Origin of the sequence: Knoellia locipacati, assembly GCF_044791685.1 — a bacterium.
Taxonomy (GTDB): Bacteria; Actinomycetota; Actinomycetes; order Actinomycetales; family Dermatophilaceae; genus Knoellia; species Knoellia locipacati_A.
On record NZ_CP087730.1, the window covers coordinates 2,531,427 to 2,558,295 of the forward strand.

Below are 26,869 nucleotides of genomic sequence, written 5' to 3' on the forward strand. Positions count from 1 at the left end.
GTTGGAGGAGACATGCACAACCATTTCAACGGGCTGAAGACCGCAGGTCTCTTCGGGCTCATCTTCGGTCTGCTGCTCGCCCTCGGCTGGGCAGCGGCGATCTACTTCAACAGCAGCGTCTTCATCCTCGTCTTCGCCCTCATCGGTGTGGCGGTGACGTTCTACTCGTACTGGAACAGCGACAAGCTCGCCATCAAGGCGATGCACGCGTTCCCGGTGAGCGAGACCGAGGCGCCGGGGATGTACCGCATCGTTCGCGAGCTCTCGACCAAGGCCGGGCAGCCGATGCCGCGCCTCTACATCTCGCCGACCGAGGCGCCCAACGCGTTCGCGACCGGTCGCAACCCGCAGAACGCCGCGGTGTGCTGCACCCAGGGCATCCTCCAGCTGCTCGACGAGCGCGAGCTGCGAGGGGTCCTCGGGCACGAGCTCATGCACGTCTACAACCGGGACATCCTCACCGGCTCGGTCGCCGCGGCGATCGCCGGTGTCATCAGCACCGTCGGGCAGATGCTCTCGTTCAGCGCGATGTTCGGCGGCAACCGTGACAACGACAACCCGGGCGGTGCGGTCGCCGGCCTCGCGATGGCGTTCATCGCCCCGATCGCGGCGATGTTCATCCAGCTCGCCATCTCGCGCACGCGGGAGTACGACGCCGACGAGGACGGGGCGAACCTCACGGGCGACCCGCTGGCCCTGGCCTCCGCGCTCGCCAAGCTCGAGGCGGGCGTCGCGCGGGCGCCGCTGGCGCCGACCAAGAACCTCATCAACGCGAGCCACATGATGATCGCCAACCCGTTCCGCGCCCAGGACATCTCGCGGCTCATGGCGACCCACCCGCCGATGGCCGACCGGATCGCGCGGCTCCAGGGCATGGCGACGGGCTACCACCCGCGCTGACGCGGGCCGAGCCCGCGGGCTGCTGCACCGTAGGTGCTGCGAACACAGCACCTGCGGTGCAGTAGTCGCGTTGATGACCGGCCGCGCGAGTGCGGTGTGACACCATCTCGGCGTGCCATCACTGACTCGCGACGAGGCCCGGCAGCGGGCGCAGCTCATCTCCGTCGACCGCATGGAGGTCGACCTCGACCTCGACCGCGGCAGGGAGCACTTCGGGTCGAACGCCCGGATCACGTTCTCCTGCAGCGATCCCGGCCAGTCGACGTTCCTCGACCTGCGGGCGGTGAGCTGCGAGCTGATCGAGCTCAACGGCATACGGATCGATCCCGGCACGGTCGTCGACGGGCGCCTGCCGCTCACCGACCTCGCGGCGGACAACGTCGTCGAGGTCACCGCGACCATGGCCTTCTCGCGCGACGGCCAGGGTCTGCACCGCAGCACCGACCCGGCCGACGGTGAGGACTACGTCTACGGGCACCTCTTCCTCGACGCCGCCCCGACCGTCTTCGCGTGCTTCGACCAGCCCGACCTCAAGGCGCCGTATGCCGTGACCGTGCACGCGCCGCAGGAGTGGGTCGTCCTCGGCAACGGGCGTGCGACGCAGACTTCTCCCGGCCGGTGGGAGCTGAGCGAGACGCTGCCCTTGGCGACCTACTTCGTCACCGTGTGCGCCGGCCCCTGGGTCTCCGTGCGCGACGAGCACGACGGCATCCCGCTCGGCATCCATGCCCGGCGCAGCCTGCAGCACGAGCTCGAGACGCACGCGCCGCAGATGTTCGAGGTGACGAAGCAGTCGTTCGACCACTACCACCGCACCTTCGACGTGCGGTACCCGTTCGGCGACTACGACCAGGTCTTCGTGCCCGAGTTCAACGCCGGGGCCATGGAGAACCCGGGCTGCGTGACGTTCCGCGACCCGATGCTCTACCGGGGGGCGGCGACCCGCGAGCAGATCCTGCAGCGCAGCACGACGATCGCCCACGAGATGGCGCACATGTGGTTCGGCGACCTCGTGACGATGCGCTGGTGGGACGACCTGTGGCTCAACGAGTCCTTCGCCGAGTACATGTGCTTCGCCGCCACGGCGGCGGCCACCGAGTTCACCGACAGCTGGGTCGAGTTCGGGATATCCCGCAAGCAGTGGGGCTACGCCGCCGAGCGGGCGCCGAGCACGCACCCCGTCGCCGGCGCTCCGGCTCCCGACGCACGCAGCGCGCTCGCGAACTTCGACGGCATCTCCTACGCCAAGGGCGCGGCGGTGCTGCGCCAGCTCGTCGCGCACATCGGTGAGGACACGTTCAACGCCGGCGTCACGGCATACCTGCGTTCGCACGAGCACGGCAACGGTGAGCTGTCCGAGTTCCTCGCGGCGATGGAGGAGGTCCACGGGTCGCCGCTGGACACGTGGAGCGCCGCGTGGCTCGAGACCGCAGGGGTCGACGTCCTCGCACTCGACCGCGACGGAGAGCTGACGCGCACGACCCCGACGGCCCACCCCGCCGATCGCCCGCACGCCCTCGACGTGGCGGGCTTCGGTGAGGGCGAAGAGGTCTTCCGCACGACGCTCACGCTGGACACCGACCGGGTCCACGTCGAGGGTGTCCGGCGCGACGCCCCGGTGCTCGTCCCCAACGCGGGCGACCTCACCTGGGCGCAGGTCGACCTCGACGCCCAGTCACTGGCTGCCCTGCCGCACGAGCTGCCGCTGCTCACGGACTCGACCGCCCGCTCGGTGCTCTGGGGTGGTGTCCTCACCGGCGTCTTCCGCGCGACCGTGGACCCGCGGGTGGCGCTCGACGTCTTCACGGCGGCGTGGCCGCACGAGCCGCACGACGCGTTGATGACGCGCGTGGCGAGCGCGTTCACCGACCGGATCCTCCCGCAGTTCCTCACCGAGGAAGCGGCCGACGAGGCGAAGGACCGGGTCGCCGGGGCCGCGCTCATGGCGTTCCGGGGTGCGGAGCCGGGCTCGGACCGTGCGCTGGTCGCGGCGCGCGTCCTCGCCTCGACGACCACGGACGAGGACCGGCTCGACGCGTGGGTCGCCGGCCAGTCGCTGCCCGAAGGGCTCGAGGGCGACTCGGACTTCCGCTGGGTCGTGCTCCAGACGCTGGCCCGCCTCGGTCTCGCCGACGAGGACCGCATCGCCCGCGTCGAGGCCCTCGACACGACCCTGTCCGGGCGCCTGGCCGGGCTCACCGCGCGAGCGGCGCGACCCGGCAGACAGGAGAAGGAGTGGGCCTGGTCCGAGCTCACTACGAACCGCGAGCACTCCAACTACGAGCTCAACGCCCTCGCCACCGGCTTCTGGTCGAGCGGCACGGTCGAGGACCTGCGTCCGTATGCCGCGCGCTACGTCAACGACCTCCCTCACCTTGCCGAGTGGGTCGGGGTCGACGCGCTGGACCGGGTGACCACGCTCGCCTTCCCGTCACGCATCGTCGAGCCGGCGACGGTTGACCTGGTGCGCGAGGCGATGAAGCGCCCGGACGTCACGTCGGGAGTGCGGCGGTCGATGGGTGACGAACTGTCCAAGCTGGAGGAGGCTCTGCTCTCCCGGTCCCGCTGGACCTGATTCCCGCTGGGCGTGGCTGGCTGAGCCCGACTTCTTGCCCCAGGACCACCGGGATCGGGTCGATATCAGCCCGAGCGGTGGTCCTGGGGCAATCAGTTGGTGGGTCAGAGCCCGCACATGGCGGCGCCGACCTCGGCGAAGTTCTGCTGGGCCTGCGGGGCGCTGTGGGAGTTCTCGGTGGCCTGCGGGTTGTGCGTGAGCACGTTCAGGCAGGCGTTCCACGTGTGGGCCGGTGCCGACGGGTTGGGCTGGGGTGACGCCGACGCCGGCGCGGCGGCGCAGAGCGCGACGGTGGAGAGCGCAGCGGCGGACAGCAGCATCGTGAGCTTCTTCATGGCTTCCTCGGGCGTGGGGCCCTGGGCGGTCCAGGCCCCTGCCGTCTCGCAAGGTACGCCCCGCCGAACGCGGCGCCAATGGCCCTGATGACCCTGCCTCCGGCGCGCGCCGACCTCATGCCCTCATCGCCGCGTCGAGCCGTCACCGACTTCTTGCCCCGGGACCACCGGGATCGGGCCGTTCAAGGCGTCGAGCGGTGGTCCTGGGGCAATCAGTTGGGGGTCGTGTGCCTGAGCGCCAGCCATAGCTGGCGCTCAGGCACACGACGCAAGGGGTCAGAGGCTGACGCGGGCCATGATCTGGTCGGCGTAGGCGCGCTCGCCGGCGGCGTTGGGGTGGACCGGCACGTAGTTGAGCGACCCGGCGAGCGGCTCGACCCAGCGCACCCACGGCAGCTGGCAGGCGTCACGCCCGGCCGACGGTGCCCACATGTCGACGAAGGTCGCGCCGTTGTCGGCGGCGGCCTGCGCGAGCACCCCGTTGAGGATCTGCTCGATGCCGTTGACGTAGGGCACGTCACCCTCGGCGATCGGCATCGTCGCGTAGCAGCCACGCGTCGGCGGCAGGATCTGCGGGTAGCCGGGCACGACGATCTTCGCCTTGGGGGCTCGGGCCTTGGCTGCCGCAATCGCCTGTCGCACAGCGGGATAGGTCTTGGTCTGGATCGTGTCGGCGTAGCTCGAGCCGTAGGTGTCCTTGCACGGGCTGCCCTGGCCCGCCGTCGAGAGACCGGCGGTGGCGCACTGCTCGATGATGCTCGTGAAGACGCTCGAGTCGTTGCCGCCGATGCCGATGGTGACGAAGCGCGCCTCGGCCGTCACCGCGTCGAGCTGCGGCGGGACGCCGGGGTGCTGGGACTCGGAGAAGTCGCTCGTGTCCGCGCCGCTGCACGTCACGTCGGTCAGCGTGCGACCGGTGCGCTGCGCGAGGAGGTGCGGGTAGTTCACCGCGGCCTGGCTGCACTGCGGGTTGGCGTCGCTCAGCGGCAGCACGCCCGCGCCGGCGGAGAAGCTGTCGCCGAGGGCGACATAGGGGCCGCCGGGAACCCGCTGACCACCGCTCGAGTCGGTGAGGGGAGCACCCAGTGCTGGGGCCGCGAGCCCCAAGGTGAGCGTGGCGGCGCTGGCGAGGGCGGCCAGTCCGAAGGTGTGGCGGGTGGGACGGCGCATCGTGAACTCCGTTGTTCGGCGGCGTGGTTACCTCAACGTAACCACAGATCGCGCCGATCTCGGGCGGGGGAGTCGCCCACGTCACGCGCGCACACGGCATACCCACCTCCGGAGGAAACCGTGAGGGTCCGGACGGAAATGGGCGGATTCAAGGGGTGCTCGCAACACCGCTTGGTTTTAGGTGGTGAGTAGATCACGCAGGCGCTCGGCTGGGGTGTCCCAGCCGAGCGTTTTGCGTGGTCGGCCGTTGAGCTCTTGGGCGACGTGTTCGAGGTCTTCGGGGCCGTGCACGCTGAGGTCGGTGCCTTTGGGGAAGTACTGGCGCAGCAGTCCGTTGGTGTTCTCGTTCGATCCGCGTTGCCAGGGGCTGGCGGGGTCGCAGAAGTAGACGGCCATGTCGGTGGCGGTGGTGAACTGGGCGTGGCGGGCCATCTCCTTGCCCTGGTCCCAGGTCAGTGACCCGCGCAGGTGCTGAGGCAGGGTGGAGATGGTGGCCACGAGTGCGTCGCGCACGTGTTCTGCGTCGTGGCCGTGGGGCAGGTGCAGCAGCATCGTGTAGCGGGTGCTCCGCTCGACGAGGGTGCCGATCGCCGAGGCGTTGCCGGAGCCCATGATCAGGTCGCCCTCCCAGTGGCCGGGCACGGCGCGGTCGTCGATCTCTGCGGGTCGGTCGCTGATCATCACCATCGGGTCGATGAACCGGTGGGTGCGCTGGTCGGGTCGACGGTGGGGTTTGCGTCGTGTCCGACCGGTTCGCAGCGCCGCCTGCACCTCCCTCTTGAGGCCGCCACGGGCCTGGAAGTACAGCGCTTGGTAGATCGTCTCGTGGCTCACACGCATGCTCTCGTCATCGGGATAGTCGCTGATGAGCCTGTGCGAGATCTGCTCCGGAGACAACCTGCGCTGCAGCCCGTGCTCGACCTCGGCACGCAGCGCGTGGTGGGTGAGCAGCTTGGACGGTTTCGGTCGGGCCCGCGCGGTCTTGGCGGCACGCTCGGCCTGGTACGGCAGATAGATCCCGTCGATGCTGCGGGCTCGCACCTCCCGGGAGACCGTGGAGACGTTCTTGCCGATCCGGGCTGCGATGGCACGCAACGACTGCCGAGTCACCAGCGCGTCGGCGATCACCAGACGGTCCTGCAGGCAGAGGTAGCGGTCGCTGATCGCGGCGTCGGTGCTCATGGGACAGCCATACCGTGAACCGGCGCGACGCCACCGCCGGCCGGTGCGCTCACTGACCCCGACCTGACGGGCCGCACGAGCCGTGGAACAGCCCTGCCTGGTCAACACCTCGAACTGCTTCCTGTCCGCGGACCGGTCCACCGGCTGGGTCTGTGCCGGCACAGCGCCTGCCCCAACCAGAATCCTGCGGGCTGTCGGGTGACTGACCCCGCTGTCCCTCGCTGCCCGGCTGATGCTGCCCGACACCGCGAAAACTGACTCCACCATCCGCGCCTGCGACGCAGAGACCCGCGGAGCAGGATGGCCACGCGCGTGACCTGCCCTGACCAGCAGCCGATACGCCTGACCCAACCGCAGCCCCATCCCTGCAGCTGCTTCATGCACCGAAGCACCCGCCTCGATCAGCCGCAGCAGCTGACCCACCTCGTCCGAAACAGACACGGTCCTCGCAACTCCTCAGGTCAAGGTGTTGCGAGGACCGCGTGAACCCGCCATGTTCCCTCCGGACCCTCACAGTGCCCTCCGCATGGGGAGGAGAAGCTGTGCGCGCGGCGCTCGGGTCAGCGGTAGTTCGTGTACTGCAGCGCCACGTCGAGGTCGGCGCCGCTGAGCATGCGCTGCACGGCCTGGAGGTCGTCGCGCGACTTGCTCGAGACCCGCAGCTCGTCGCCCTGGATCTGCGACTTCACACCCTTGGGTCCCTCGTCGCGGATGAGCTTGTTGATCTTCTTGGCGTTCTCGGTGGAGATGCCCTGCTTGAGCGGGACGTCGAGCTTGTACTCCTTGCCGGACAGCCGGGGGCCGGCCTCGGGCACGTCGAGGTGCTTGAGCGACACCTTGCGCTTGACCAGCCACGTCTGGACGACGTCGAGCACGGCGAGGCAGCGCTCCTCGGAGTTGGCCTGCATCGAGATGGACTCGCCGGACAGCTCGACCTTGGCACCGACGTTCTTGAAGTCGTAGCGGTTCGCGACCTCCTTGGCCGCCGCGTTGACCGCGTTGGCGATCTCCTGCTTGTCGTAGTTGCTGACGATGTCCATGGAGCTGTCGGCCACGGAGCCTCCTCGTTCGGGTGCCTCGCGGGATGGCTCCCGGGGCACGGTTTCGTTGTTGCGCGGTTGGCTTGCTATCCTTCCACGCGCACGGCGGGTTGCCCGAGCGGCCAATGGGAGTGGACTGTAAATCCATCGCGAAAGCTACGAAGGTTCGAATCCTTCACCCGCCACCAGTGCTTGGAAGGCCCCTGACCGGTATGCCGGTCAGGGGCCTTCGTCATGCCCCTCACGCTTCGCGCGTCCGTCATCCGGTAGGCATGTCCTGACGAAGGGACGGTGCGCATGCCGGTGTGGGCACAGGCGGGTCTGTGGGGCCTGCTCGCGGGCGGGGCTCTCGTGCTCGGCGCGGCGATCGCCTGGTGGATCCGCGTGCCGCAGCGGGTCGTCGCCACGGTCATGGCGTTCGGCGCCGGCGTCCTCATCTCGGCGCTCTCCTTCGACCTCGTCGACGAGGCTGAGCGAACCGGAGGGCTCGTCCCGACCGCGGCCGGCTTCCTCACCGGCGCCGTCGTCTACGTCGCAGCGAACGTCGCGCTGGCACGGCGTGGTGCCCGCCACCGCAAGCGCTCGCACGAGATCCAGGGGTCGGAGGAGGACACGCCGGGCAGCGGCGCCGCCATCGCGATCGGAGCCCTCCTCGACGGCATCCCCGAGTCGATCGTGCTCGGCCTGACCCTGCTCAAGGGTGGCGGCGTGGGCGTCGCGGTCTTCGCGGCGATCTTCCTGTCCAACCTGCCCGAAGGTCTCTCCAGCGCCGCGGGGATGAAGGCCTCAGGGCGTACGCCCCGCTACGTCTTCGGGGTGTGGGGCGCGATTGCCACCGCGAGCGGGCTCGCCGGACTCCTCGGAGTCGTGTTCCTCGAGGGCGCCTCGCCGACGACGGTCGCCGCCATCACCGCGCTCGCGGCTGGCGCGATCCTCGCCATGGTCGCCGACACGATGATCCCGGAAGCCTTCGAGAAGACCCACCTGTATGCCGGCCTGGCCGCCACCGTGGGCTTCCTCTCGGCCTTCGTCATCAGTCACGCGTAGGGCGCTCTCAGGGCGCGAGGATCTGGCGGACCTCGGCCCCCGAGTGCAGCCGGTCGAGCGCGACGTTGACGTCGTCGAGCGGCACCGAGCGCGACGTGACGAGAGCATCGGCGGGCAGGAGCCCGGCGGCATACAGGTCGAAGAGACGCGGCAGGTCGCGGCGCGGGACCGACGAGCCCATGTAGGAGCCGAGGATCGACTTCTCCTCGCCGACGAGCGAGGCGATCGGGACCGAGATCTGGTGGCGCGGGTGGGGGAGCCCGGCGACGACGACGCGTCCGCCCACCCGGGTCATCGCGTATGCCGTCGCGAGCGCAGCCGGGTGCCCCGCGGCCTCGATGGCGACGCTGACGCCGCCGCCGGTGAGGCCTCGGACGTGCTCCACGGCGTCGTCACCCGCGAGGACCGTGTGGGTGGCACCGACGGCTGCCGCAGAGGCGAGCTTGGACTCCACGGTGTCGACGGCGATGACGGGGTGGGCGCCGGCGAGCGCCGCGGCCATGACCGCCGAGATGCCGACGCCGCCCAGCCCGACGACCACGACCCCCTCGCCGGGGCGCACGGTCGCGGTGTTGAGCACGGCGCCTGCACCGGTGAGGACGGCGCACCCGAAGACCGCGGCGACGTCGAGCGGCACCTCGTCGGGCACGGGCACGAGGGAGCGGGGCGAGACGACGGTGAGCTCGGAGAAGGCGGAGACGCCGAGGTGGTGGTGCAGCTCGGCGCCCGACGCGTCGCGGAACGGCCGGCGGCCCCTGACCAGGCGTGCCTCGCGGTTGGCTGCCTGGGCGCTGGCGCAGCGCACGGGATGACCGCCGGCGCAGTCGGCGCACACCCCGCAGGAGGGCACGTAGGAGCAGACGACGCGGTCGCCGACGGCGACGTCGGTGACGCCGGCGCCGACCTCCTCGACGACGCCCGCGGCCTCGTGGCCCAGGACCATGGGCAGAGGGCGCGGCCGGTCGCCGTTGACGACGGACAGGTCGGAGTGGCACAGCCCCGCGGCGACGATCCGGAGGAGCACCTCGCCGGGCCCGGGTGGCTGGAGCGTCACGTCCTCGACGGTGAGCGGAGCCGACTGCGCGAACGGCTGGTCGTCGGTGGAGGCGCGCAGCACGGCCGCCCTCGTGGTGATCGTCATCGCTGCCTTCCGTCCGGCGGGCGGGCCGACGCGCCCGTTCGTCCTCGATGACTCTGGCAGATGGGCCCCCGCTGGGCACCCGGTCGGTGGCACAGTGTGCGGATGGCTGATGGTGGGGTCGCCGGTCTCGTGCTCGCGGCGGGGGCAGGGCGGCGCATGGGGGGACCCAAGGCGCTGCTCCGCCTCTCGCCCTCGGGGCCGTCCCTCGTCGAGACCGCGATTGCCCGGCTCCACGACGCGGGCGTGGTCGACGTCCACGTGGTCGTCGGGTCGTCCGCGGAGCAGGTCACCGCCCGGGCGCAGCGCGTTGGAGGCATCGTCGTCGAGGCGACCGACTGGGACGACGGGATGGGTGCGTCCCTGCGCCGCGGCCTGGAGGCGTTGGCGGACACCGGCGCCGAGGCGGCTCTGCTCATGCTCGTCGACCTGCCCGACGTCGGCGTCGAGGTGCACGCGCGGGTGCTCGCCTCGATCGTGAGTCAGGGCGAGAGCGAGGGCCCCGACGAGAGCGAGGGTGAGGGACGGCGCGAGGGTGACCTGGCCGCCGCACTGGTGCGGGCGGCATACGAGGGGAGACCCGGCCACCCCGTCATCCTGGGCCGAGAGCACTGGCAGGCGGTGCACGACAGCGCGGTCGGCGACCACGGTGCGCGCGACTACTTCCTGGCGCACCGGCCGCTGCTCGTCGAGTGCGGCGACCTCGCCACCGGCCGGGACATCGACAGGCCGACTGACGTCTGAACGAGCGCCGTGTGACGATGCTCGGTATGGACCTCGCCTCAGCCTCGACCGACGAGCTGCGCACCGCGCTCGAGGGCACCGGCTACCTCGTCGACGACGAGCTGGCGACGATCACGTGGCTCGCCACCCGGCTCTCTCGCCCGCTGCTCCTCGAGGGCGAGCCGGGCACCGGCAAGACGGCACTGGCCGAAGCGCTGGCGCTCGCGGCCGGGGTGCCGCTCATCCGGCTCCAGTGCCACGAGGGGATCGACGCGAGCCAGGCGCTCTACGACTGGGACTTCCCGCGCCAGATCCTCCACCTGCGCGCGGTCGAGGCGGTCGACGGCGCGAGCTCCCTCGCCGACGTCGAGGCCGGGCTGTTCGAGGAGCGCTTCCTCGTCGCGCGCCCGATCCTGCGCGCCCTGCGCGAGGCGCCGGCGGTGCTCCTCGTCGACGAGATCGACCGTGCGGACGACGAGTTCGAGGCCTTCCTCCTCGAGGTGCTGTCGACGTGGCAGGTGAGCATCCCCGAGCTCGGCACGGTGCGCGCCGACACGCCCCCGCTCGTCGTCCTCACCTCCAACCGCACCCGCGAGGTCCACGACGCACTCAAGCGCCGCTGCCTCTACCACTGGCTCGAGCACCCCTCTCTCGAGCGCGAGCTCGCGATCGTGCGCTCGCGGGCGCCCGAGGTCCCGGAGGCGCTGGCCGACCAGGTCGTCAGAGCGGTCCACGCGGTCCGCGAGGACACCGAGCTGCTCAAGCCGCCGGGTGTCGCCGAGACCCTCGACTGGGCGCGCGCCCTGCACGAGCTCGGTGTCCGCGACCTCGACACCGCCTCGGCAGCGGCGTCGCTCGGCGTCGCGGTCAAGTACCGCGAGGACGCCGACCGCGTCTGCGCCTCGCTCGACCGGATCCTGGGCCGGTGACCGCGACCCGCTCCCCGGAGGAGGTCCTCCTCGGCTTCGCGCGAGCCCTGCGCGCGGCGGGTGTCGCCGTCACGGCAGACCGGGAGCGCACCTACCTCCTCGCCGTCGCCACGGTGGGCCTCGAGAACCAGGCCGCCGTGTATGCCGTGGGCCGCGCGACGCTCTGCGCCTCACCAGCCGACCTCGAGAGGTACGACCTCGTGTATGCCGTGTGGTTCGGTGCCCAGCGTCCCGCGGCTGCGCGTCGCGCACCGTCACGACCGCCCGCCACCATGGCCGACCTCTCCGACCGTGGCGCGCCGGGAGAGCGGGGTGACGACCTCGAGTCCGACGACGTGCGAGCGCGCGCCAGCGCCACGGAGGTGCTGCGGCACAGGGACATCGCGTCGATGTCCGCACGGGAGAGTGCGGCCCTCGCTCGGATGTTCGGTGCGCTGCGGCCGCGACCCCCTCGCCGCCGCACCCACCGTTGGGCCGCTGCCTCACGAGGTCGCGTCGACGCCCGCTCGACGATGCGCGAGATGGTCCGCCGCCACGGCGAGCCCGGACCGATCCGGTGGCGCCGCAGGATGGAGCGACCTCGCCGCGTCGTCGTGCTCCTCGACGTGTCGGGGTCGATGAGCGCCTACGCCGACGCGCTGCTCCGTCTCGCCCACGCCTGGTGCCGGTCGTCCGGTCCGGTCGAGGTGTTCACCCTCGGGACGCGGCTGACCCACGTGACCGCGGCGCTGCACCAGCGCGACCCGGACCGGGCACTCGTCTCGGCCGGGCGCACGATCCCCGACTGGTCCGGCGGCACCCGCCTGGCCGACGGGCTCAAGGCGTTCCTCGACCGGTGGGGCCGGCGCGGCATGGCCCGGGGTGCGGTCGTCGTGCTCGTCAGCGACGGGTGGGAGCGCGGTGACCCCGAAGGGCTCGCCGAGCAGATGCGCCGACTCCGGTCGCTGGCCCACCACGTCGTGTGGGCGAACCCGCACCGCGGCCACGACGCCTACGAGCCGGTGCAGCAGGGCATCGTCGCGGCTCTGCCACACGTTGACACCTTCGTCGCCGGTCACTCGATGGCCGCGTTCGCCGAGCTGCTGGAGGTCGTGGAGCATGCGTGAGGTCCTGCGCGAGCTGCGCGCGTGGTGGGAGGCGGGTGAGCCCGTGGCGATGGCGACCGTCGTCGACACGTTCAGCGCGTCGCCGCGACCGCCTGGCGCCTCCATGCTCGTCGGGGCCGACGGCACCGCGGTCGGGTCCGTGTCGGGCGGGTGCGTCGAGGGGGCCGTCTACGAGGTCGGGCAGTCCGTCCTCGCCACTGGCACAGCGGAACTCGCGCACTACGGCGTCTCGGACGACACGGCATACAGCGTGGGTCTGACCTGCGGGGGGCAGCTCGACGTCTTCATCGAGAAGGTCGACCAGCGAAGCTTTCCCGAGCTCGGCGACATCGCCGACGACATCGACGCCGGGCGCCCCGTCGCCGTGGCGACGGTCGTCGCCCACCCCGACCCCTCGTGGGTCGGGCGGAGGCTGGTCGTGCGGCCGGACTCCGCCGTCGGCAGCCTGGGCAGCGACCGGGCCGACGCCGCCGTCGTCGACGACACCCGGGGCGCGTTGGCGTCGGGCACGACCGAGACCCTGACCTACGGACCCGACGGCGAGCGACGCGGCGAGGGCATGCGCGTGTTCGTCGCCTGCCACGCCCCGAAGCCGCGGATGATCGTCTTCGGCGCCATCGACTTCGCGGCGGCGGTCGCCGAGATGGGCCACTTCCTCGGGTATGCCGTGACCGTGTGCGACGCGCGACCGGTCTTCGCGACGCCGGCCCGGCTGCCCGCCGCGGACGAGGTCGTCGTGTCCTGGCCGCACGCCTACCTGCGCGACGAGGCCGACGCCGGACGCATCGACGGGCGCACCGTGCTCTGCGTCCTCACCCACGACCCGAAGTTCGACGTGCCGCTGCTCGAGGTGGCGTTGCGCCTGCCCGAGGTCGCCTACGTCGGGGCGATGGGGTCGCGGCGCACGCACGACGAGCGGATGGAGCGCTTGCGCGAGGCGGGCCTCACCGAAGTCGAGCTGGGACGTCTGTCGTCACCGATCGGGCTCGACCTCGGCGGGCGCACCCCGCAGGAGACTGCAGTGTCGATCGCGGCCGAGATCGTCGCGCTCCGCTGGGGCGGGGCCGGCGACCGGCTGAGCGAGCGACAGGGTCCGATCCACATCTGACCGAGTCCACGGCCCGACGCTGCCCAGCCCGCCCTGTCCGTGATGCCCGTGCTGCCCGTGCTGCCCGTGCTGCCCGTGCTGCCCGTGACAACAATCGACCAATAGGTCACGAAGTGCACGGGCCCGGCGCAGTTCGTGACCTCTTGGTCGATTGTTGACGGGGTCAGGCGGCGCGGTCGTACGCGTCGGCGCCCCAGGCCTCGAGGTCGTGGGCGGCGCGGCGGGTGTCGGCGTCGTGGTCGACGTGGTGGCGGAAGTCGTCGGACCAGGGCGCGACCCGCTGGCGACGGTTGTTGCGCTCGAGCGCCCAGACGAAGAGGGCGGCGAGGATGAGCGCGGGGATGACGGGGGCGATGTCTGCGAGGAAGGTGCTCATGGCACAAGTTTGTCGCCCAACCACATCCTGCCACGAGTGGCAGAACTGCCCCTCTTGCACAAGATGCTGCCACCCTGTCATGCTGCGGGGATGGCCCTTCGTTCCGTCGCCGTCGTGCTCCAGGATCCGGTCGCGCTCTTCGAGTTCGGCGTGCTCTCCGAGGTCTTCGGGATGGACCGCACCGACGACGGCGTGCCGCCCTTCGACTTCCGCGTGTGCGCCGAGGAACCGGGTATGCCGTTGCGCACCGACTCCGGTGTCGTCCTCACCGCGCCCCACGGGTTGGAGGCGACCGCGGACGCCGACCTCGTGGCCATCCCGGCCAGCCCGACGGCATACACGCCGTCCGAGGCGGTCATGCAGGTGGTTCGGGACGCGGTCGACCGGGGGGCGCACGTCCTCTCGGTCTGCTCGGGTGCGTTCACGCTCGCCGCTGCCGGGGTGCTCGACGGGCGGGAGTGCACGACGCACTGGATGCACACGGATCGGCTCGCGACCGAGTATCCGCTGGCCAGGGTCAACCCCGACGTCCTCTACGCCCACGACGGGAGCGTCATCACGAGTGCGGGCACCGCCGCCGGGATCGACGCCTGCCTGCACCTCGTGCGAAGTGAGCACGGGGGCGCGGTCGCCAACCGGATCGCGCGACGCATGGTCGTCTCGCCGCACCGCGATGGCGGCCAGCGGCAGTTCATCGACCGGCCCGTGCCCGTCACCGAGGCCGAGAGCCTGGGGCCGGTGCTCGAGTGGATGGTCGAGCACCTCGACCAGCCGCACACCGTCACCCAGCTGGCCCGTCGCGCGTCGATGTCGTCGAGGACGTTCGCCCGCCGCTTCGTCTCCGAGACCGGCACGACCCCGCACCAGTGGGTCACCGACCAGCGCGTGCTGCGTGCACGCGAGCTGCTCGAGGAGACCGACCTGTCGATCGAGCAGATCGCGGGCGACGTCGGGTTCGGGTCGGCGGCGCTGCTGCGCCACCACTTCTCCCAGTGCACGGGGCTCACCCCCACGGTCTTCCGGACGCGACACCGCTCCCCGGCCTGAGCCGAGGAGCGGTGTCGCAGTGGCTGACTCACCACTGGTGGAAGCAACCAGTCACTTCGGGGCGTTGGGGACGTGGCAGGTCACCGACGCCGAGCGGTTGCCCGACCCGTCGACCGCGTAGAGCTGCGCGTCGCCCTTGCCCTTGAGGTTCCACTCGACGACACCGTCGCCGGGCTTCTGGCTGGGGGTGGCGCCGTTGGCCTCGACGTACTTGATGTCGGTGGCGACGGCGAACGCGCCCCAGACCTTGCTGCTGCCGGCGTCCTTGACGAAGAGGTCGAGGTCGCTCGCCGGCCACACGTCGTCGGTGGCGACGAGACGGTAGTAGCCATCCTGGTTCTGGCCCTGACCACCGTTGCCGGGGGCTCCGGGGACGTCACCCTCGGGGTTGGTCGACTCGACGCAGGTGGCGACCGGCGGGGTGGTGTCCTGCCAGAGCTTCGAGACCGACCGCGTCGCCTCGTCACCGTGGATGGTGGCGGTGGCAGAGATCGTGTCGGTGCCGAGCGAGGCGGGTTCGACCGGGACGGTGTAGGTGAAGGTCACCACTCCGGCGGCGTTGGTCTCGCAGGACGCCGGGGCACACGTGCCCGAGTCACCGGCGTTGGGGCCGGCCGAGATCGAGAAGTCCACCGCGTGGCCGCTGAGGTCGGAGGCCGGTCCGGTCACGGTTGCCGTGACGGTGTGGGTGTCGTCGCTGCCGAGCTCGTTGGTCGCCGTGGGCGGCGTGAGCGCGAAGGCGAAGACCGAGAAGCTCTCGCAGCGGTTCGCGGATCCCGTGGCCGTCGGCTCGCTCGCCGGGCCGGTGCCGGTCGCCGTGGCGCACACCTGGTGCGTGCCGGGGGCGAGGTCGTCGCCGGGTGCCGTCCACGTGATCGAGGCCGGTCCCGCGGTCGGCAGGGCCGTGCTGGGCGTGGCCGCCACCGGGTTCCCGTCGAGGGTCACCGCGAGGCTGTCGAGCCTCGTGGCCGTGACGTTCTTGATGACGTTCGGCAGGTTGGCGGGGTTCGTGACGTGCTGGCACACGGTGCCGCTCGCCGTCGCCATCGCCGCCAGGGTCCCGAAGAGGCCGCTGGTGCACGACGCTGCTGCGCCGACCGCGAACGGGTAGATGGTGGCGCCGGCCGCGACCGAGGAGAGCGCGGTCTGGAACGCAGCGAGAGAGCCCGCCTCCGAGATGCCGTCCGAGACGAAGACGACGTTGACCTGGCTGCCCGAGGCTGCCTGAACCGCGGTGTCGGCCGCCTCCAGCGCCTCGGCGTAGTTCGTGCTGATGCCGACGCTCTTGGGGGTGAACTGGCCGATCTGGCCGGGCGTGAGCGAGTCGACCACCGTGTTGACGTTGGTCCCCGACGGGGAGGTGAACCGCTGGTCGCCCGGGGCTGGCTGCATGTCGGCGGGCTGCGCGGTCGTGCCGAAGGCGACGACGGCACTCTCGAGCGCGGAGCCGTCGGTGACCACGAGGTCGTTGAGTCCCTTCACGGCGACCTGCTCGCAGGCGAGGATCGTGCGGGTCGCGTCGCACATGAGGTTGACCGTGCTGCCCGAGATGTCGACGACGTAGATCCAGCTCGTGCTCGGTGCGCCGGTGGCGACGCTGGCCGTACCGGACAGGGGCACGTCGACCGTGGTGTCGCCCCCCGGGACGATGAACGAGTCGCCGTCGACGGGTGAGGTGATGCCCACGGTGATCTCGGCGCCGTTGGGCAGGGTGCCCGAGGACGTGCCGGCCAACGCCGCCGGCGTGACGAGAGCGGCGACCGCGAGTGCGGCACCGACCGTGAGACAGGCGCGTCGGCGCGCCCGTGCTGCTGAGTACATGATGTTCCCTCCTGGTTGGTGCGATCGCACCGAGGCCGTCCCCCGAAGAACGGCGACGCGGTCGCTGAGGGTGAGGAGGGCGGCTTCCGTCTCCTGATACATCCGCCCTGCCCGTATGCCGGCCCACGCGAAGCGTGGGACCCGCGCGCATCTTCACGAGATCTCCACAGGTCGTGCCCACGCGCCCGACGGGTTGGCTCCTACTGTCAGTGGCATGACGGGAACTGGTGCGGGGACGACGGGTGCGGGGACGTCCGGCGCGGGGACGGGCGCGGGGATGCCCGGCGCGGGGACCGCGGCCGGCCCGAAGGCGACGGTGCTCGTCGTCGAGGACGAGCCGACGATCAACCAGGCCGTCACCGACCGTCTCCGTGCTGAGGGCTATGCCGTCCACCAGGCCTTCGATGGTCCCGACGCGGTCGCCGCGTTCGGCGAGCACGCCCCCGACCTCGTCGTCCTCGACGTCATGCTGCCCGGCTACGACGGGCTCGAGGTATGCCGCCGCATCCAGGCCGTCCGGCCGGTCCCGGTGCTCATGCTCACCGCCCGCGACGACGAGACCGACATCCTCGTGGGCCTGGGCGTCGGGGCGGACGACTACGTCACCAAGCCGTTCCGGATGCGCGAGGTCGTCGCCCGCACCCACGCCCTCCTGCGCCGCGTCGAACGCGCTGCCGAGCTCGCCTCGGTGCCGGCCCCGACCACCGAGGTCGGTGAGGTCCGGATCGACGGACCCGCCCGCCGCGTCACCGTCGACGGCGCCGAGGTCCACCTCACCCCGCTCGAGTTCGACCTGCTCGCGGCGCTCGCGGCCACGCCGGGTGCGGTCCGCTCCCGCGAGCAGCTCATGAGCGAGGTCTGGGGCTGGTCCGACGCCTCGGGCACGCGCACCCTCGACAGCCACGTGAAGTCCCTGCGCGCCAAGATCGGCGCCGCCCGCGTCCGCACCGTGCACGGGGTGGGCTACGCCCTGGAGGCGCCGTGAACACCGTCGAGCCCCTCCAGGGCGTCGGCTCGATCAAGGTCAAGCTCGGGCTCCTCGTCGGCGCGACCTGCGTGGTCGCCGCACTCTTCGCGACGATCGGCGAACGAGCCGGTATGCCGCTCTGGCTCACCCTCCCGGTCACGGTCGCCGCGGCCCTGCTCGTGACCCAGTGGCTGGCCCGGGGCATGACCGCCCCGCTGCGCGAGATGACCCACGCCGCCAGCGTCATGGCCGCCGGCGACTACGGGCAGCGGGTCTCCACCGACTCCACCGACGAGGTCGGCCAGCTCGCCCGGGCCTTCAACGCCATGTCCGCCGACCTCGCCGGTGCCGACCACCAGCGCCGGCAGCTCATCGCCACCGTGTCGCACGAGCTGCGCACCCCGCTCACCGCCCAACGGGCCCTCCTCGAGAACCTCGTGGACGGTGTCGTGCAGCCCGACGACCAGGCGCTGCGTGGCGCCCTCACCCAGTCCGAACGGCTCAGCGACCTCGTCGGCGACCTGCTCGACCTCTCGCGCATCGACGCCGGCGTCGCGCCCTTGCGTCTCGAGGAGGTGGGCGTCGCCGACCTGCTTCGTGGCGCCGTCGCCGAGGCGGAGCTCGGGTCGCGCACGGTCACGTACGTATGCCGTGTGGTCCCCGAGGACCTCACCGTTACGGCCGACCCCGCACGCCTCGCGCAGCTCGTTGCGAACCTGCTCGACAACGCGGCTCGTCACAGCCCGCCCGGCGGCGAGATCCAGCTCGTCGCAATGGCATTGGACGACGACCGGTGGTCGCTCGAGGTCGTCGACGACGGTCCGGGTATCCCCGCCGACAAGGCGGCGAACGTCTTCAGCCGGTTCGGCACCGGGGACGACGCCGGCGGCGGCACGGGCCTCGGCCTCGCCATCGCGTCCTGGGTCTGCGAGCTGCACGGCGGCTCGATCCAGGTCCTTCCCACCCCGCCCGGCGGACGAGGCGCGCGGCTGCGCGCGGTGCTGCCACGGCATACACGCATCCACCAGCGCGCGGCGAGCCTGCCGACCGCTCTGCCGACCCCGGAGGTCACCATGACGACCACGCCCGCTCCACGACCGGCCCAGCCTGCGCCGACGCCCTCGCCCACTACGGCGACGACGCTCGCCAAGCCGGGTCCGCCGCCATTCACCGACCAGCTGTTCGGGAAGTTCTGGCCCGAGTCGGGACTCGGACCGCAGCCGCACCTGCTCATCGGCGCCCTGCTCCTGGGCCTGCTCGCCTCGATCATGTTGCCGGACAGGCGGATCGGGCTCGCCGCTGGTCTGGTGGTCCTGCTCTCGGCGGGCCTCATCCTGTGGGCGTTCAAGGAGAAGCGCAGCCCGTGGAGCATCGCCTGCGTGGCGGTCGGCATCGGCCTCACGGCCATGACGGTCGTGCGGGCGACGGAGTGGATCGCGGTGCTGTCGGTGCTGCTGGCGGCGCTGCTGCTTGCGGCGACGGTGACCAGTGCTCGCTCCTTCGTGAGCATCCCGCTGTCGGCGATGTCGTGGGTGCTCGCCGGCCTGCGCGGTCTGCCGCTGTTGGGGCGCACGCTCACGGCGACGAGCCGGATGCCGCTGCTCTGGCCGGTGCTGCGCACGGTCGCGATCGCCGCGGTGGGGCTCGTGCTCTTCGGTGGCCTCTTCGCCTCGGGTGACGCGATCTTCGGGTCGTGGGCGCAGTCGCTCATCCCCGACCTGCGCTGGGACTCGATCATCGCCCGCGTCTTCGTCTTCGTCTTCGTCGCCGGGGTGGCGCTGGCCGGTGCGTACCTCGCGCTCAACCCACCGCGGATCGCCGACCTCGACGTGCCGCGCGGTGCTCCGGTGCGCCACCGCTGGGAGTGGCTCGTGCCGCTCGGCGTGGTCATCGCGCTCTTCGTCGCGTTCCTCGCTGCCCAGGCCACGGCGATGTGGGGTGGGCACGAGTACCTGCGGGAGACGACGGGACTCACGTACGCCGAGTACGTCCACGAGGGCTTCGGCCAGCTCACGACCGCGACGTTCCTCACGCTCGTCGTCGTCGGCATCGCTACCCGCAAGGCCTCGCAGGAGACCGCCTCGGACCGGCTGGCGCTCCGCGTCTCGTTGCTCGCGCTCTGCACGCTGACCCTGGCCGTCGTGGCGTCGGCGCTCTACCGGATGTCGCTCTACCAGGAGGCGTACGGCTACACGGTGCTGCGGGTCTTCGTCGACGGGTTCGAGCTCTGGCTCGGGCTGCTCATCGTGTTCATGATGGTGGCGGTCGTCCGCCTCAAGGGGACGTGGGTGCCGCGGGCGGCGCTCATCTCGGGCGCGCTGTTCTTCCTCGGGTTCGGGCTGATGAACCCCGACGGCTGGGTCGCCACCCGCAACATCGAGCGGTTCGCCCAGACCGGCGAGCTCGACACCTACTACCTCGCCGGCCTCGGCGTCGACGCCACCCCGGCGATCATCAACGGCCTCGACGACAAGCAAGCCGCCTGCGTCGTCACGTGGCACATGGAGAAGAGCGATGACCGCAGCGACGACCTGCTGGAGTGGAACCTCGGGCGCGCCCGCGCGTTCGACGCCGCCCGAGGTGCTGAGCTCACCGTCGACCCGGCGTTCTGCCGGACGTTCGGTGAGGGGTTCGTGCCGACGGGCACACGCTCCGAGGTCTTCGACTGACTGCCCCACCGCTGCGTCCGGCACTGTGGTGGCTCAGCCGTCGAAGTGCCGGACGTTGCGCGTATGCCGTGTGCTTGCGTCCGCCAACCCGACGTCCTGGCCACCACAGTGGCGGACGCAAGCAGTGGCGCGGGGGTGGGTGGACGGCATACTCACCGCATGGACTCGACCACGGTGCTCGTCCTCAACGGCCCCAACCTCAACCTGCTGGGGGAGCGCGAGCCCGAGATCTACGGCAGCGCCACGCTCGCCGACGTCGAGGAGCTGTGCCGTCGGGCGTGCTTGGACGCCGGGCTGACGCTCGACTTCCGGCAGAGCAACCACGAGGGCGTGCTCATCGACTGGGTGCAGGAGGGGCGGCGGGGGATCGCCGGGCTGGTCGTCAACGCAGCCGGCTACACGCACACGTCTGTGGCGCTGCGCGACGCGCTGTCAGCGGTGGCCGTGCCGCGGGTCGAGGTGCACATCAGCGACATCCACGCCCGCGAGGAGTTCCGGCACCACAGCTACCTCACCGACGTCACCGACCACCAGGTCATCGGGCGCGGGGTGGACGGCTACGTCGAAGCGATCCGGTGGGTGGCCACCAGACGTGACTGACCTGCCGGCGCTCTGGCGCAGCGACGAGTGGCGCCTCGAGCTCGAGGCGTGGCTGCATCCGGCGCTCGCGGCGAGCGGCCGGGCGGTCACCGGTCCGCTCGTCCAGGAGCGCGTCCGGTTCTGGTCGACGGTGCTGAGCGTCGAGACCGACCGCGGCAAGGTCTGGGTCAAGGAGAACGCACCGTCGCAGGCCTTCGAGGCCGAGCTGGCCCGGGTCGTCGAGGGTCTGGTCCCCGGGACGGTGGCACCGGTTGTCGCAGTGGAGCCGTCTCGCGGTTGGTTGGTGACGGCCGATCTGGGTGCGCCGATGTGGGACGACGCGATCCCGCCCCTTGCAGACTGGGTCGCGATGGCGGATCAGTATGCCGTCCTGCAGCGCCGCTCGCCGGTCACGAGCCCGAGATGCTCTCGACGGGACTGAGCGCGTTCCCGAAGGAGCCTGACGACGTCGTCATCTGGGTCGAGCGCCACGTCGAGGCGCTGCTGGCGCTCCCTGAAGATGACCCGCGACGGCCGAGTCCCGCCGAGGCTGAAGGGATCGAGTCCGGGTTGCCGCTCGTGCGCGACGCCGCGGCTGCGCTCGTGGACAGTGGGCTGCCCGACTCGCTCCAGCACAACGACCTCCACCTCGGCAATGCCTTCCGACGGGGCGAGGGTGCGGCCCTCATCGACCTCGGTGACGCCCTGTGGACGCACCCGCTCACCTCGGCGCGCATCCCGATGTGGATCGTCCGCAATCGACTGCAGCTCGCGGTCGACCATCCCGACCTCGTTCGCGTGGCCGAAGCGTTCATCGAGCCGTGGACCGACCTCGCCGACCGCGAGTCGCTGCACGCGCTCCTGCCGGCTGCCGACCGGATCTCGTGCCTCCACCGAGCAGAGTCGTGGCGACGCCTCATTGCAGACGTCCCGCTCTCCCGCGTCGACGACGACTTCGTGCGAGCGGCGACGGAGTGGCTGGTGGATGCCACCGCCGCCGACCCGTTCGCGTCTGCGGTCGATCGCTGACGCGCACGTGCGCCGCGTCGGTTCCGGCGATCGTGAGGTGATCAGCCGGCCTGAGCACGTCCCGGGCTTCGTGACTTCCGGGTAGTTAGTAGGACGTCCTACTATTTGGGGCATGACACAGACGTCGCCCGAGGCTCCCGAGCTCCACGTGCCCGCCAACCCGGTGCGCATCGTCACCGCGTCGAGCCTGTTCGACGGGCACGACGCGTCGATCAACATCATGCGGCGCATCATGCAGAGCCAGGGCGCCGAGGTCATCCACCTCGGGCACAACCGCTCCGTCCAGGAGGTCGTCGACGCGGCGATCGAGGAGGACGTGCAGGGCGTCGCCGTGTCGTCCTACCAGGGCGGGCACGTCGAGTACTTCGAGTACCTCGTCCAGCTCCTCCGTGAGGCCGGCGCGGGCCACGTCAAGGTCGTCGGTGGTGGCGGCGGCGTCATCGTCGCCGACGAGATCGCGCGGCTGCGCGAGGCCGGCGTGACGATCTTCAGCCCCGAGGACGGCCAGCGACTCGGTCTCGTCGGGATGATCAACACGGTCATCGAGGCCTGCGACACCGACCTGTATGCCGCCGGGCCGGCTGACATCTCGGCCGTCCTTGCCGGGGAGCGCGGCGCCGTCGCACGCGCCATCACCGGCGCCGAGGTGAAGGCGCTCTCCGACGCCGATCGCGCCGAGCTCACCAAGGCGGCCTCGGGTCACCACGTCCCCGTCCTCGGCATCACCGGCACCGGCGGCTCCGGCAAGTCCAGCCTCACGGACGAGCTCGTCCGCCGCCTGCGCGTCGACCAGCAGGACAAGCTCCGCATCGCCGTCGTCGCGGTCGACCCGACCCGTCGCAAGGGCGGGGGTGCCCTCCTCGGTGACCGCATCCGGATGAACGCCAACAGCAGTCCTGACGGGTCCTCTCCCATCTTCTTCCGCTCGCTCGCGACCCGCGGCGGCCGCGAGGTGCCCGAAGCGCTCGAGGACGTCATCACGATCCTCAAGGCCGCGGCATACGACCTCATCATCATCGAGACCCCCGGCATCGGCCAGGGCGACGCGGCGATCGTGCCGTTCGCCGACGTCTCGATGTACGTCATGACACCGGAGTTCGGCGCGCAGAGCCAGCTCGAGAAGATCGACATGCTCGACTTCGCCGACCTCGTCGCGATCAATAAGTTCGAGCGGCGCGGCGCCATGGACGCACTGCGCGACGTCGGCCGCCAGCTCGTCCGCAACCGCGGCGCGTTCGGCAAGAAGCCTGAGGACATGCCGGTCTTCGGCACCTCGGCCGCGACCTTCAACGACGACGGCGTCACCGCGCTCTACCAGGAGCTGCGCGGACTCCTCGTCGCCAAGGGACTCCAGCTCGGCGAGGGCGTCCTCCCGGCCGTCTCGGTGCGGCATTCGTCGGTGCTGCGCCAGATCGTCCCGGCCGCGCGCGTCAGGTACCTCTCCGAGATCGCCGACACCGTCCGTGGCTACCACTCACAGACCGAGGCGTATGCCGCCCACGCTCGTCGCGTGCAGCGGCTCGAGTTCGTGGACGACGAGCTCGCTGCGGCCGGCCACGAGGACCACGCCGTCGACCAGCTGTTGGCTGCTGCGCGCAAGGAGCTGCCGGCAGAGGTCGAGGAGGCCATCGAGAAGTGGCCGACCGTCGTCGAGTCGTATGCCGGCGACGAGCAGGTCGTGCGCATCCGCGACAAGGAGCTCCACACCTCACTGGTCAAGGAATCGTTGTCCGGCAGCAAGATTCGCCGCGTGGCGGTGCCGTCGTTCGCCGACCACGGTGACCTCGTGTCGTTCCTGCGGCGTGAGAACCTGCCCGGCTTCTTCCCGTTCACCGCGGGTGTCTTCCCGTTCAAGCGGGACAACGAGGACCCGGCGCGGATGTTCGCCGGTGAGGGCGACCCGTTCCGCACCAACCGCCGTTTCAAGCTCCTGTCCGAGGGGCAGCCGGCGACCCGTCTGTCGACCGCGTTCGACTCGGTGACGCTCTACGGCCGCGACCCCGACCCGCGCCCCGACATCTACGGCAAGGTCGGCACCTCCGGTGTCTCGATCGCGACCCTCGAGGACATGAAGGCGCTCTACGACGGGTTCGACCTCACGTCGCCGTCGACGAGCGTGTCGATGACGATCAACGGCCCGGCGCCGACGATCCTCGCGTTCTTCCTCAACACGGTCATCGACGGTGAGATCGCGAAGTTCACCGAGCGCGAGGGGCGCGAGCCGAGCGAGGAGGAGGCGGCCGGCATACGGGCGTCTGCTCTCACGCAGGTGCGCGGCACGGTGCAGGCCGACATCCTCAAGGAGGACCAGGGGCAGAACACGTGCCTGTTCTCGACCGAGTTCTCGCTGCGGATGATGGCCGACATCCAGGAGTGGTTCATCGAGCAGCAGGTGCGCAACTTCTACTCGGTGTCGATCTCGGGCTACCACATCGCCGAAGCCGGGGCGAACCCCATCAGCCAGCTCGCGTTCACGCTGTCGAACGGGTTCACCTACGTCGAGGCGTACCTCGCGCGCGGCATGGACATCAACGACTTCGCGCCGAACCTGTCCTTCTTCTTCTCGAACGGGATGGACCCGGAGTACTCGGTCATCGGTCGGGTTGCTCGTCGCATCTGGGCGGTCGCGATGCGCGAGAAGTACGGGGCCAACGAGCGCAGCCAGAAGCTGAAGTACCACGTGCAGACGTCGGGTCGCTCGCTGCACGCGCAGGAGATGGACTTCAACGACATCCGCACGACGCTGCAGGCGCTCATCGCGATCTATGACAACGCGAACTCGTTGCACACCAACGCTTTTGACGAGGCGGTGACGACCCCGGGTCCGGACTCGGTGCGGCGTGCGCTGGCGATCCAGATGATCATCAACCGTGAGTGGGGGCTGGCGATGAACGAGAACCCGCTGCAGGGGTCGTACATCATCGACGAGCTGACCGACATGGTCGAGGCGGCGGTGTTGGCGGAGTTCGACCGGATCTCAGAGCGCGGGGGAGTGCTCGGTGCCATGGAGACGGGCTACCAGCGCGGCAAGATCCAGGACGAGTCGATGGTCTACGAGCACCGCAAGCACGACGGGTCGCTGCCGATCATCGGTGTCAACACGTTCCGCAAGCCCGACGCCGAGGGTGGCACGCCGCAGCACGTCGAGCTGGCGCGGGCGTCGGAGTCCGAGAAGGAGTCCCAGCTGGCCCGGGTTCGGGCTTATCGGGAGGCGCACCGCGAGGAGGCTGAGGTTGCTCTGCAGCGGCTGCGTGAGGCGGCGATGAACGGCGACAACGTGTTCGCGGTGCTGATGGATGCGGCTCGGGTGTGCACGCTGCAGCAGGTCACCGATGCCTTCTTCGAGGTCGGAGGCCAGTACCGCCGCAACGTCTGAGCGTCAAAGCAGCCAGGACGTCACTGGCCGCTTCTCGAAGATCGTGAGTTGAAGACCCTGCTGCGGGCTCCCCGCCGTGCCGCTCGGCGCTTGATGGACTCCGTCTAACGAGCGGGAGTGTGGAAACCGTGGCGGGGACGTTCGCAAATCGCAAAAGCCGCGTTCTTACTTGGTGCCGTGGTGCCACCGAGCAGCAAAAGGCTCGAGTTCCCTTCCCGCGGCCGTGGCCTTGGCGACTCGGTCATTGCTCCCGGGGCTTACGAACTCGAGAAGGAGGAGGCCCGCGGCGCCCCCTGCTGCAGTGGCGAGCCCGGGCTGATCGTTGACGATTGCGAAGGCAAGGACTGCAATGGGAGGCACGAGTACGAGTAGCCTTCGACCCGCGCGCCACCAACGCGCTCTGACTGACTCAGTCTCGGTCACTTGGTACTCATCATCTGCGGGTAAAGCCCCCCAGCGACGGTTGGTCGCACACACGCAGACAACCCACATCACCCTGAGTACCTCATCAACCGCTGAGTCGTCGCCCAAGAGAATGTCGCGTTTCCACCGATGGATGACTGCGGCTCGGTGGCCGAATGAGGTCCGAAGGTTTGCGGCGTTGCGAGGATCGATTCGCGCCAGCTGACGCGGTATGTGTGTCTCCAGCAAACCGGCCAGCCGGTCAAGATCTGAAACGAGTGCCTGCCGCCAAGCCGCCAATCGACGTGAGGTCTTCTCATCGGCGTCGATTCTCGTGAACGACCAGACTATCGATTGGACGAATTCCTCTTCGGGTATGCGGCGCAACGTCGCTCTATCCAACCCTCGAAACGTGACTTGGTTTACTAACTCAACGCAAACAATCCATAGGCCAAGTACGGCCCCGCCCCCGAGTCCGTACTGCGCGCCTCGCACCATCGATGACGCCCAAGCCGACATGTCGCCGACTTCGGGGACGCTTCGAATGCAGGCGTACACCAGGACCAAGTTCCCCAGAAAGATGATCGATAGGGCGGGGTAGGACACACGGCGCTTGAGCAGGTAATTGTTGAGCCAAAGCGTCGCCAACGACAGGGCTAGCGCCAATCCAAAGGTGGACGTGCGCCAGAGAGCCGCAAGACCGAATGGAAGGGCCAAGATCGCGATGAGGAGTGCAGCCGTTGTGGCCAGAATGGCCATGATGGCAGTGTCAGACGAGAGGCGCCTACGGAATGGTGTGAGGTCTTCCGTTGCCGTGAAGATGGAAATGGCGGATGCGATGACCGCAATGACAAACACCAAGATCAGTGCGAAGGACATGGCGCTGCTCTCGCTGACAGTCGCGAGGGCAACGACTGCGGGAGCAAAAAGGATCGTGTCGTATGTGACGTCTAGGACCAGGCTCGCGAACGGGGTGATGCTGTCGCGAATAGCCTGACGTCGTGTGGCGACAGCGATGTCGGAACGCAGGTTTGTCATTTCCTCCGGATCCAGCGAGGCCTCGCGATGGACGAGAATCTGGTTCATCGCTCGAGAAGACTCGTCGAACTGACCCTGAAAGATGCGGCGAAAACTTGACCCGCGTAGCAGATAGGTCACCAGCCAAGACTGAACCGATCTATCGGCTGACACAGTCGTGATTTCGCCCGGTTCGGGCTCCATCGCCCCTCCCTGTCGTCACTGACAGCGATGTCGCCGTCGGCTTGGGAAACGCACCCTGTACCCCTGACGGTGAGGCATTTCGATGCGTCGGTCAAGTCCCTTGGGGCGTCCAGCCGCACGATTTTGGGG

The 26,869-nt window shown here is 70.2% G+C and carries 22 protein-coding genes and 1 tRNA gene; 15 read left to right on the forward strand and 8 right to left on the reverse strand.

Annotated features, from left to right (window positions below; genetic code table 11):
* Positions 1-12: 12 nt before the first annotated feature.
* Together htpX and pepN are read left to right on the forward strand one after the other, a co-directional pair.
* Entirely contained in the window at positions 13-900 is an 888-nt protein-coding gene (htpX, locus tag LL946_RS11720; RefSeq protein ID WP_404380835.1) for a zinc metalloprotease HtpX, read from the forward strand.
* Between the two features lie 112 nt (positions 901-1,012).
* Positions 1,013-3,475 carry an aminopeptidase N gene (gene pepN / locus LL946_RS11725; RefSeq protein WP_404380837.1) on the forward strand — a complete coding sequence of 821 codons (2,463 nt, stop codon included), beginning with the start codon at positions 1,013-1,015 and terminating at the stop codon, positions 3,473-3,475.
* Positions 3,476-3,579: 104 nt separating this feature from the next.
* Here the strand turns inward: pepN and LL946_RS11730 are convergent, their stop codons facing one another.
* From LL946_RS11730 to LL946_RS11745, 4 genes are all read right to left on the reverse strand, one after another.
* Entirely contained in the window at positions 3,580-3,810 is a 231-nt protein-coding gene (locus LL946_RS11730) for a hypothetical protein (protein ID WP_404380839.1), read from the reverse strand.
* Positions 3,811-4,086: 276 nt separating this feature from the next.
* A complete protein-coding gene (locus LL946_RS11735; protein WP_404380841.1) occupies positions 4,087-4,980 on the reverse strand; it encodes an SGNH/GDSL hydrolase family protein in 894 nt (297 codons plus the stop codon).
* 177 nt (positions 4,981-5,157) lie between these two features.
* Positions 5,158-6,162, reverse strand: a complete 1,005-nt coding sequence (locus LL946_RS11740) for an IS30 family transposase (protein WP_404380843.1) — start codon at positions 6,160-6,162, stop codon at positions 5,158-5,160.
* A gap of 560 nt (positions 6,163-6,722) precedes the next feature.
* Positions 6,723-7,217 (reverse strand): YajQ family cyclic di-GMP-binding protein, encoded by a 495-nt coding sequence (locus LL946_RS11745; protein ID WP_404380845.1) that lies wholly within the window; start codon positions 7,215-7,217, stop codon positions 6,723-6,725.
* A gap of 89 nt (positions 7,218-7,306) precedes the next feature.
* Between LL946_RS11745 and LL946_RS11750 the strand changes: the two genes are divergently transcribed.
* Positions 7,307-7,390: transfer RNA gene (locus LL946_RS11750), tRNA-Tyr, on the forward strand.
* A 109-nt stretch (positions 7,391-7,499) separates the two neighbouring features.
* Complete coding sequence (locus LL946_RS11755) at positions 7,500-8,249, forward strand: ZIP family metal transporter (RefSeq protein WP_404380847.1); 750 nt, start codon at positions 7,500-7,502, stop codon at positions 8,247-8,249.
* A 7-nt stretch (positions 8,250-8,256) separates the two neighbouring features.
* Here LL946_RS11755 and LL946_RS11760 read toward each other — a convergent pair whose 3' ends face one another.
* The gene (locus LL946_RS11760; protein WP_404380849.1) at positions 8,257-9,390 is read right to left on the reverse strand and encodes a zinc-binding dehydrogenase; all 1,134 of its coding nucleotides are present in this window, start codon (positions 9,388-9,390) and stop codon (positions 8,257-8,259) included.
* A 102-nt stretch (positions 9,391-9,492) separates the two neighbouring features.
* On the opposite strand from LL946_RS11760, the gene LL946_RS11765 reads away from it, so the two are divergent.
* Genes LL946_RS11765 through LL946_RS11780 form a run of 4 tightly spaced genes read left to right on the forward strand, consistent with a single transcriptional unit; the run spans position 9,493 to position 13,253 of the window.
* A complete protein-coding gene (locus LL946_RS11765) occupies positions 9,493-10,131 on the forward strand; it encodes an NTP transferase domain-containing protein (protein WP_404380851.1) in 639 nt (212 codons plus the stop codon).
* 17 nt (positions 10,132-10,148) lie between these two features.
* On the forward strand, positions 10,149-11,039 hold the full coding sequence (locus LL946_RS11770) for an AAA family ATPase (RefSeq protein ID WP_404386877.1): 891 nt from the start codon (positions 10,149-10,151) through the stop codon (positions 11,037-11,039).
* On the forward strand, positions 11,036-12,145 hold the full coding sequence (locus tag LL946_RS11775; RefSeq protein ID WP_404380853.1) for a VWA domain-containing protein: 1,110 nt from the start codon (positions 11,036-11,038) through the stop codon (positions 12,143-12,145). The genes LL946_RS11770 and LL946_RS11775 overlap by 4 nt, the downstream gene beginning before the upstream one ends.
* On the forward strand, positions 12,138-13,253 hold the full coding sequence (locus tag LL946_RS11780) for an XdhC family protein (RefSeq protein WP_404380855.1): 1,116 nt from the start codon (positions 12,138-12,140) through the stop codon (positions 13,251-13,253). The genes LL946_RS11775 and LL946_RS11780 overlap by 8 nt, the downstream gene beginning before the upstream one ends.
* Positions 13,254-13,416: 163 nt before the next feature.
* Here LL946_RS11780 and LL946_RS11785 read toward each other — a convergent pair whose 3' ends face one another.
* Entirely contained in the window at positions 13,417-13,629 is a 213-nt protein-coding gene (locus LL946_RS11785) for a hypothetical protein (protein WP_404380857.1), read from the reverse strand.
* A gap of 90 nt (positions 13,630-13,719) precedes the next feature.
* On the opposite strand from LL946_RS11785, the gene LL946_RS11790 reads away from it, so the two are divergent.
* Complete coding sequence (locus LL946_RS11790) at positions 13,720-14,676, forward strand: helix-turn-helix domain-containing protein (RefSeq protein WP_404380859.1); 957 nt, start codon at positions 13,720-13,722, stop codon at positions 14,674-14,676.
* A gap of 51 nt (positions 14,677-14,727) precedes the next feature.
* Here LL946_RS11790 and LL946_RS11795 read toward each other — a convergent pair whose 3' ends face one another.
* Positions 14,728-16,497: a hypothetical protein gene (locus LL946_RS11795; RefSeq protein ID WP_404380861.1), complete on the reverse strand. Its 1,770-nt coding sequence runs from the start codon at positions 16,495-16,497 to the stop codon at positions 14,728-14,730.
* Between the two features lie 277 nt (positions 16,498-16,774).
* Here LL946_RS11795 and LL946_RS11800 point away from each other — a divergent pair, with 277 nt between their 5' ends.
* The 6 genes from LL946_RS11800 to icmF all read left to right on the forward strand — a co-directional run bounded on the left by LL946_RS11800 (position 16,775) and on the right by icmF (position 25,117).
* Complete coding sequence (locus tag LL946_RS11800; protein ID WP_404386879.1) at positions 16,775-17,482, forward strand: response regulator transcription factor; 708 nt, start codon at positions 16,775-16,777, stop codon at positions 17,480-17,482.
* Positions 17,479-20,133, forward strand: coding sequence for a DUF4153 domain-containing protein (locus LL946_RS11805; protein WP_404380863.1), 2,655 nt, complete (start codon positions 17,479-17,481; stop codon positions 20,131-20,133). Before LL946_RS11800 ends, LL946_RS11805 begins: the two co-directional genes overlap by 4 nt.
* 159 nt (positions 20,134-20,292) lie before the next feature.
* Positions 20,293-20,733, forward strand: coding sequence for a type II 3-dehydroquinate dehydratase (aroQ, locus tag LL946_RS11810; protein WP_404380865.1), 441 nt, complete (start codon positions 20,293-20,295; stop codon positions 20,731-20,733).
* Positions 20,726-21,154 (forward strand): hypothetical protein, encoded by a 429-nt coding sequence (locus LL946_RS11815; RefSeq protein ID WP_404380867.1) that lies wholly within the window; start codon positions 20,726-20,728, stop codon positions 21,152-21,154. The genes aroQ and LL946_RS11815 overlap by 8 nt, the downstream gene beginning before the upstream one ends.
* Entirely contained in the window at positions 21,136-21,741 is a 606-nt protein-coding gene (locus LL946_RS11820) for a phosphotransferase (RefSeq protein ID WP_404380869.1), read from the forward strand. Before LL946_RS11815 ends, LL946_RS11820 begins: the two co-directional genes overlap by 19 nt.
* Before the next feature lie 112 nt (positions 21,742-21,853).
* On the forward strand, positions 21,854-25,117 hold the full coding sequence (gene icmF / locus LL946_RS11825; RefSeq protein ID WP_404380871.1) for a fused isobutyryl-CoA mutase/GTPase IcmF: 3,264 nt from the start codon (positions 21,854-21,856) through the stop codon (positions 25,115-25,117).
* A gap of 165 nt (positions 25,118-25,282) precedes the next feature.
* Here icmF and LL946_RS11830 read toward each other — a convergent pair whose 3' ends face one another.
* Entirely contained in the window at positions 25,283-26,605 is a 1,323-nt protein-coding gene (locus tag LL946_RS11830) for a hypothetical protein (RefSeq protein WP_404380873.1), read from the reverse strand.
* Positions 26,606-26,869 lie beyond the last annotated feature (264 nt).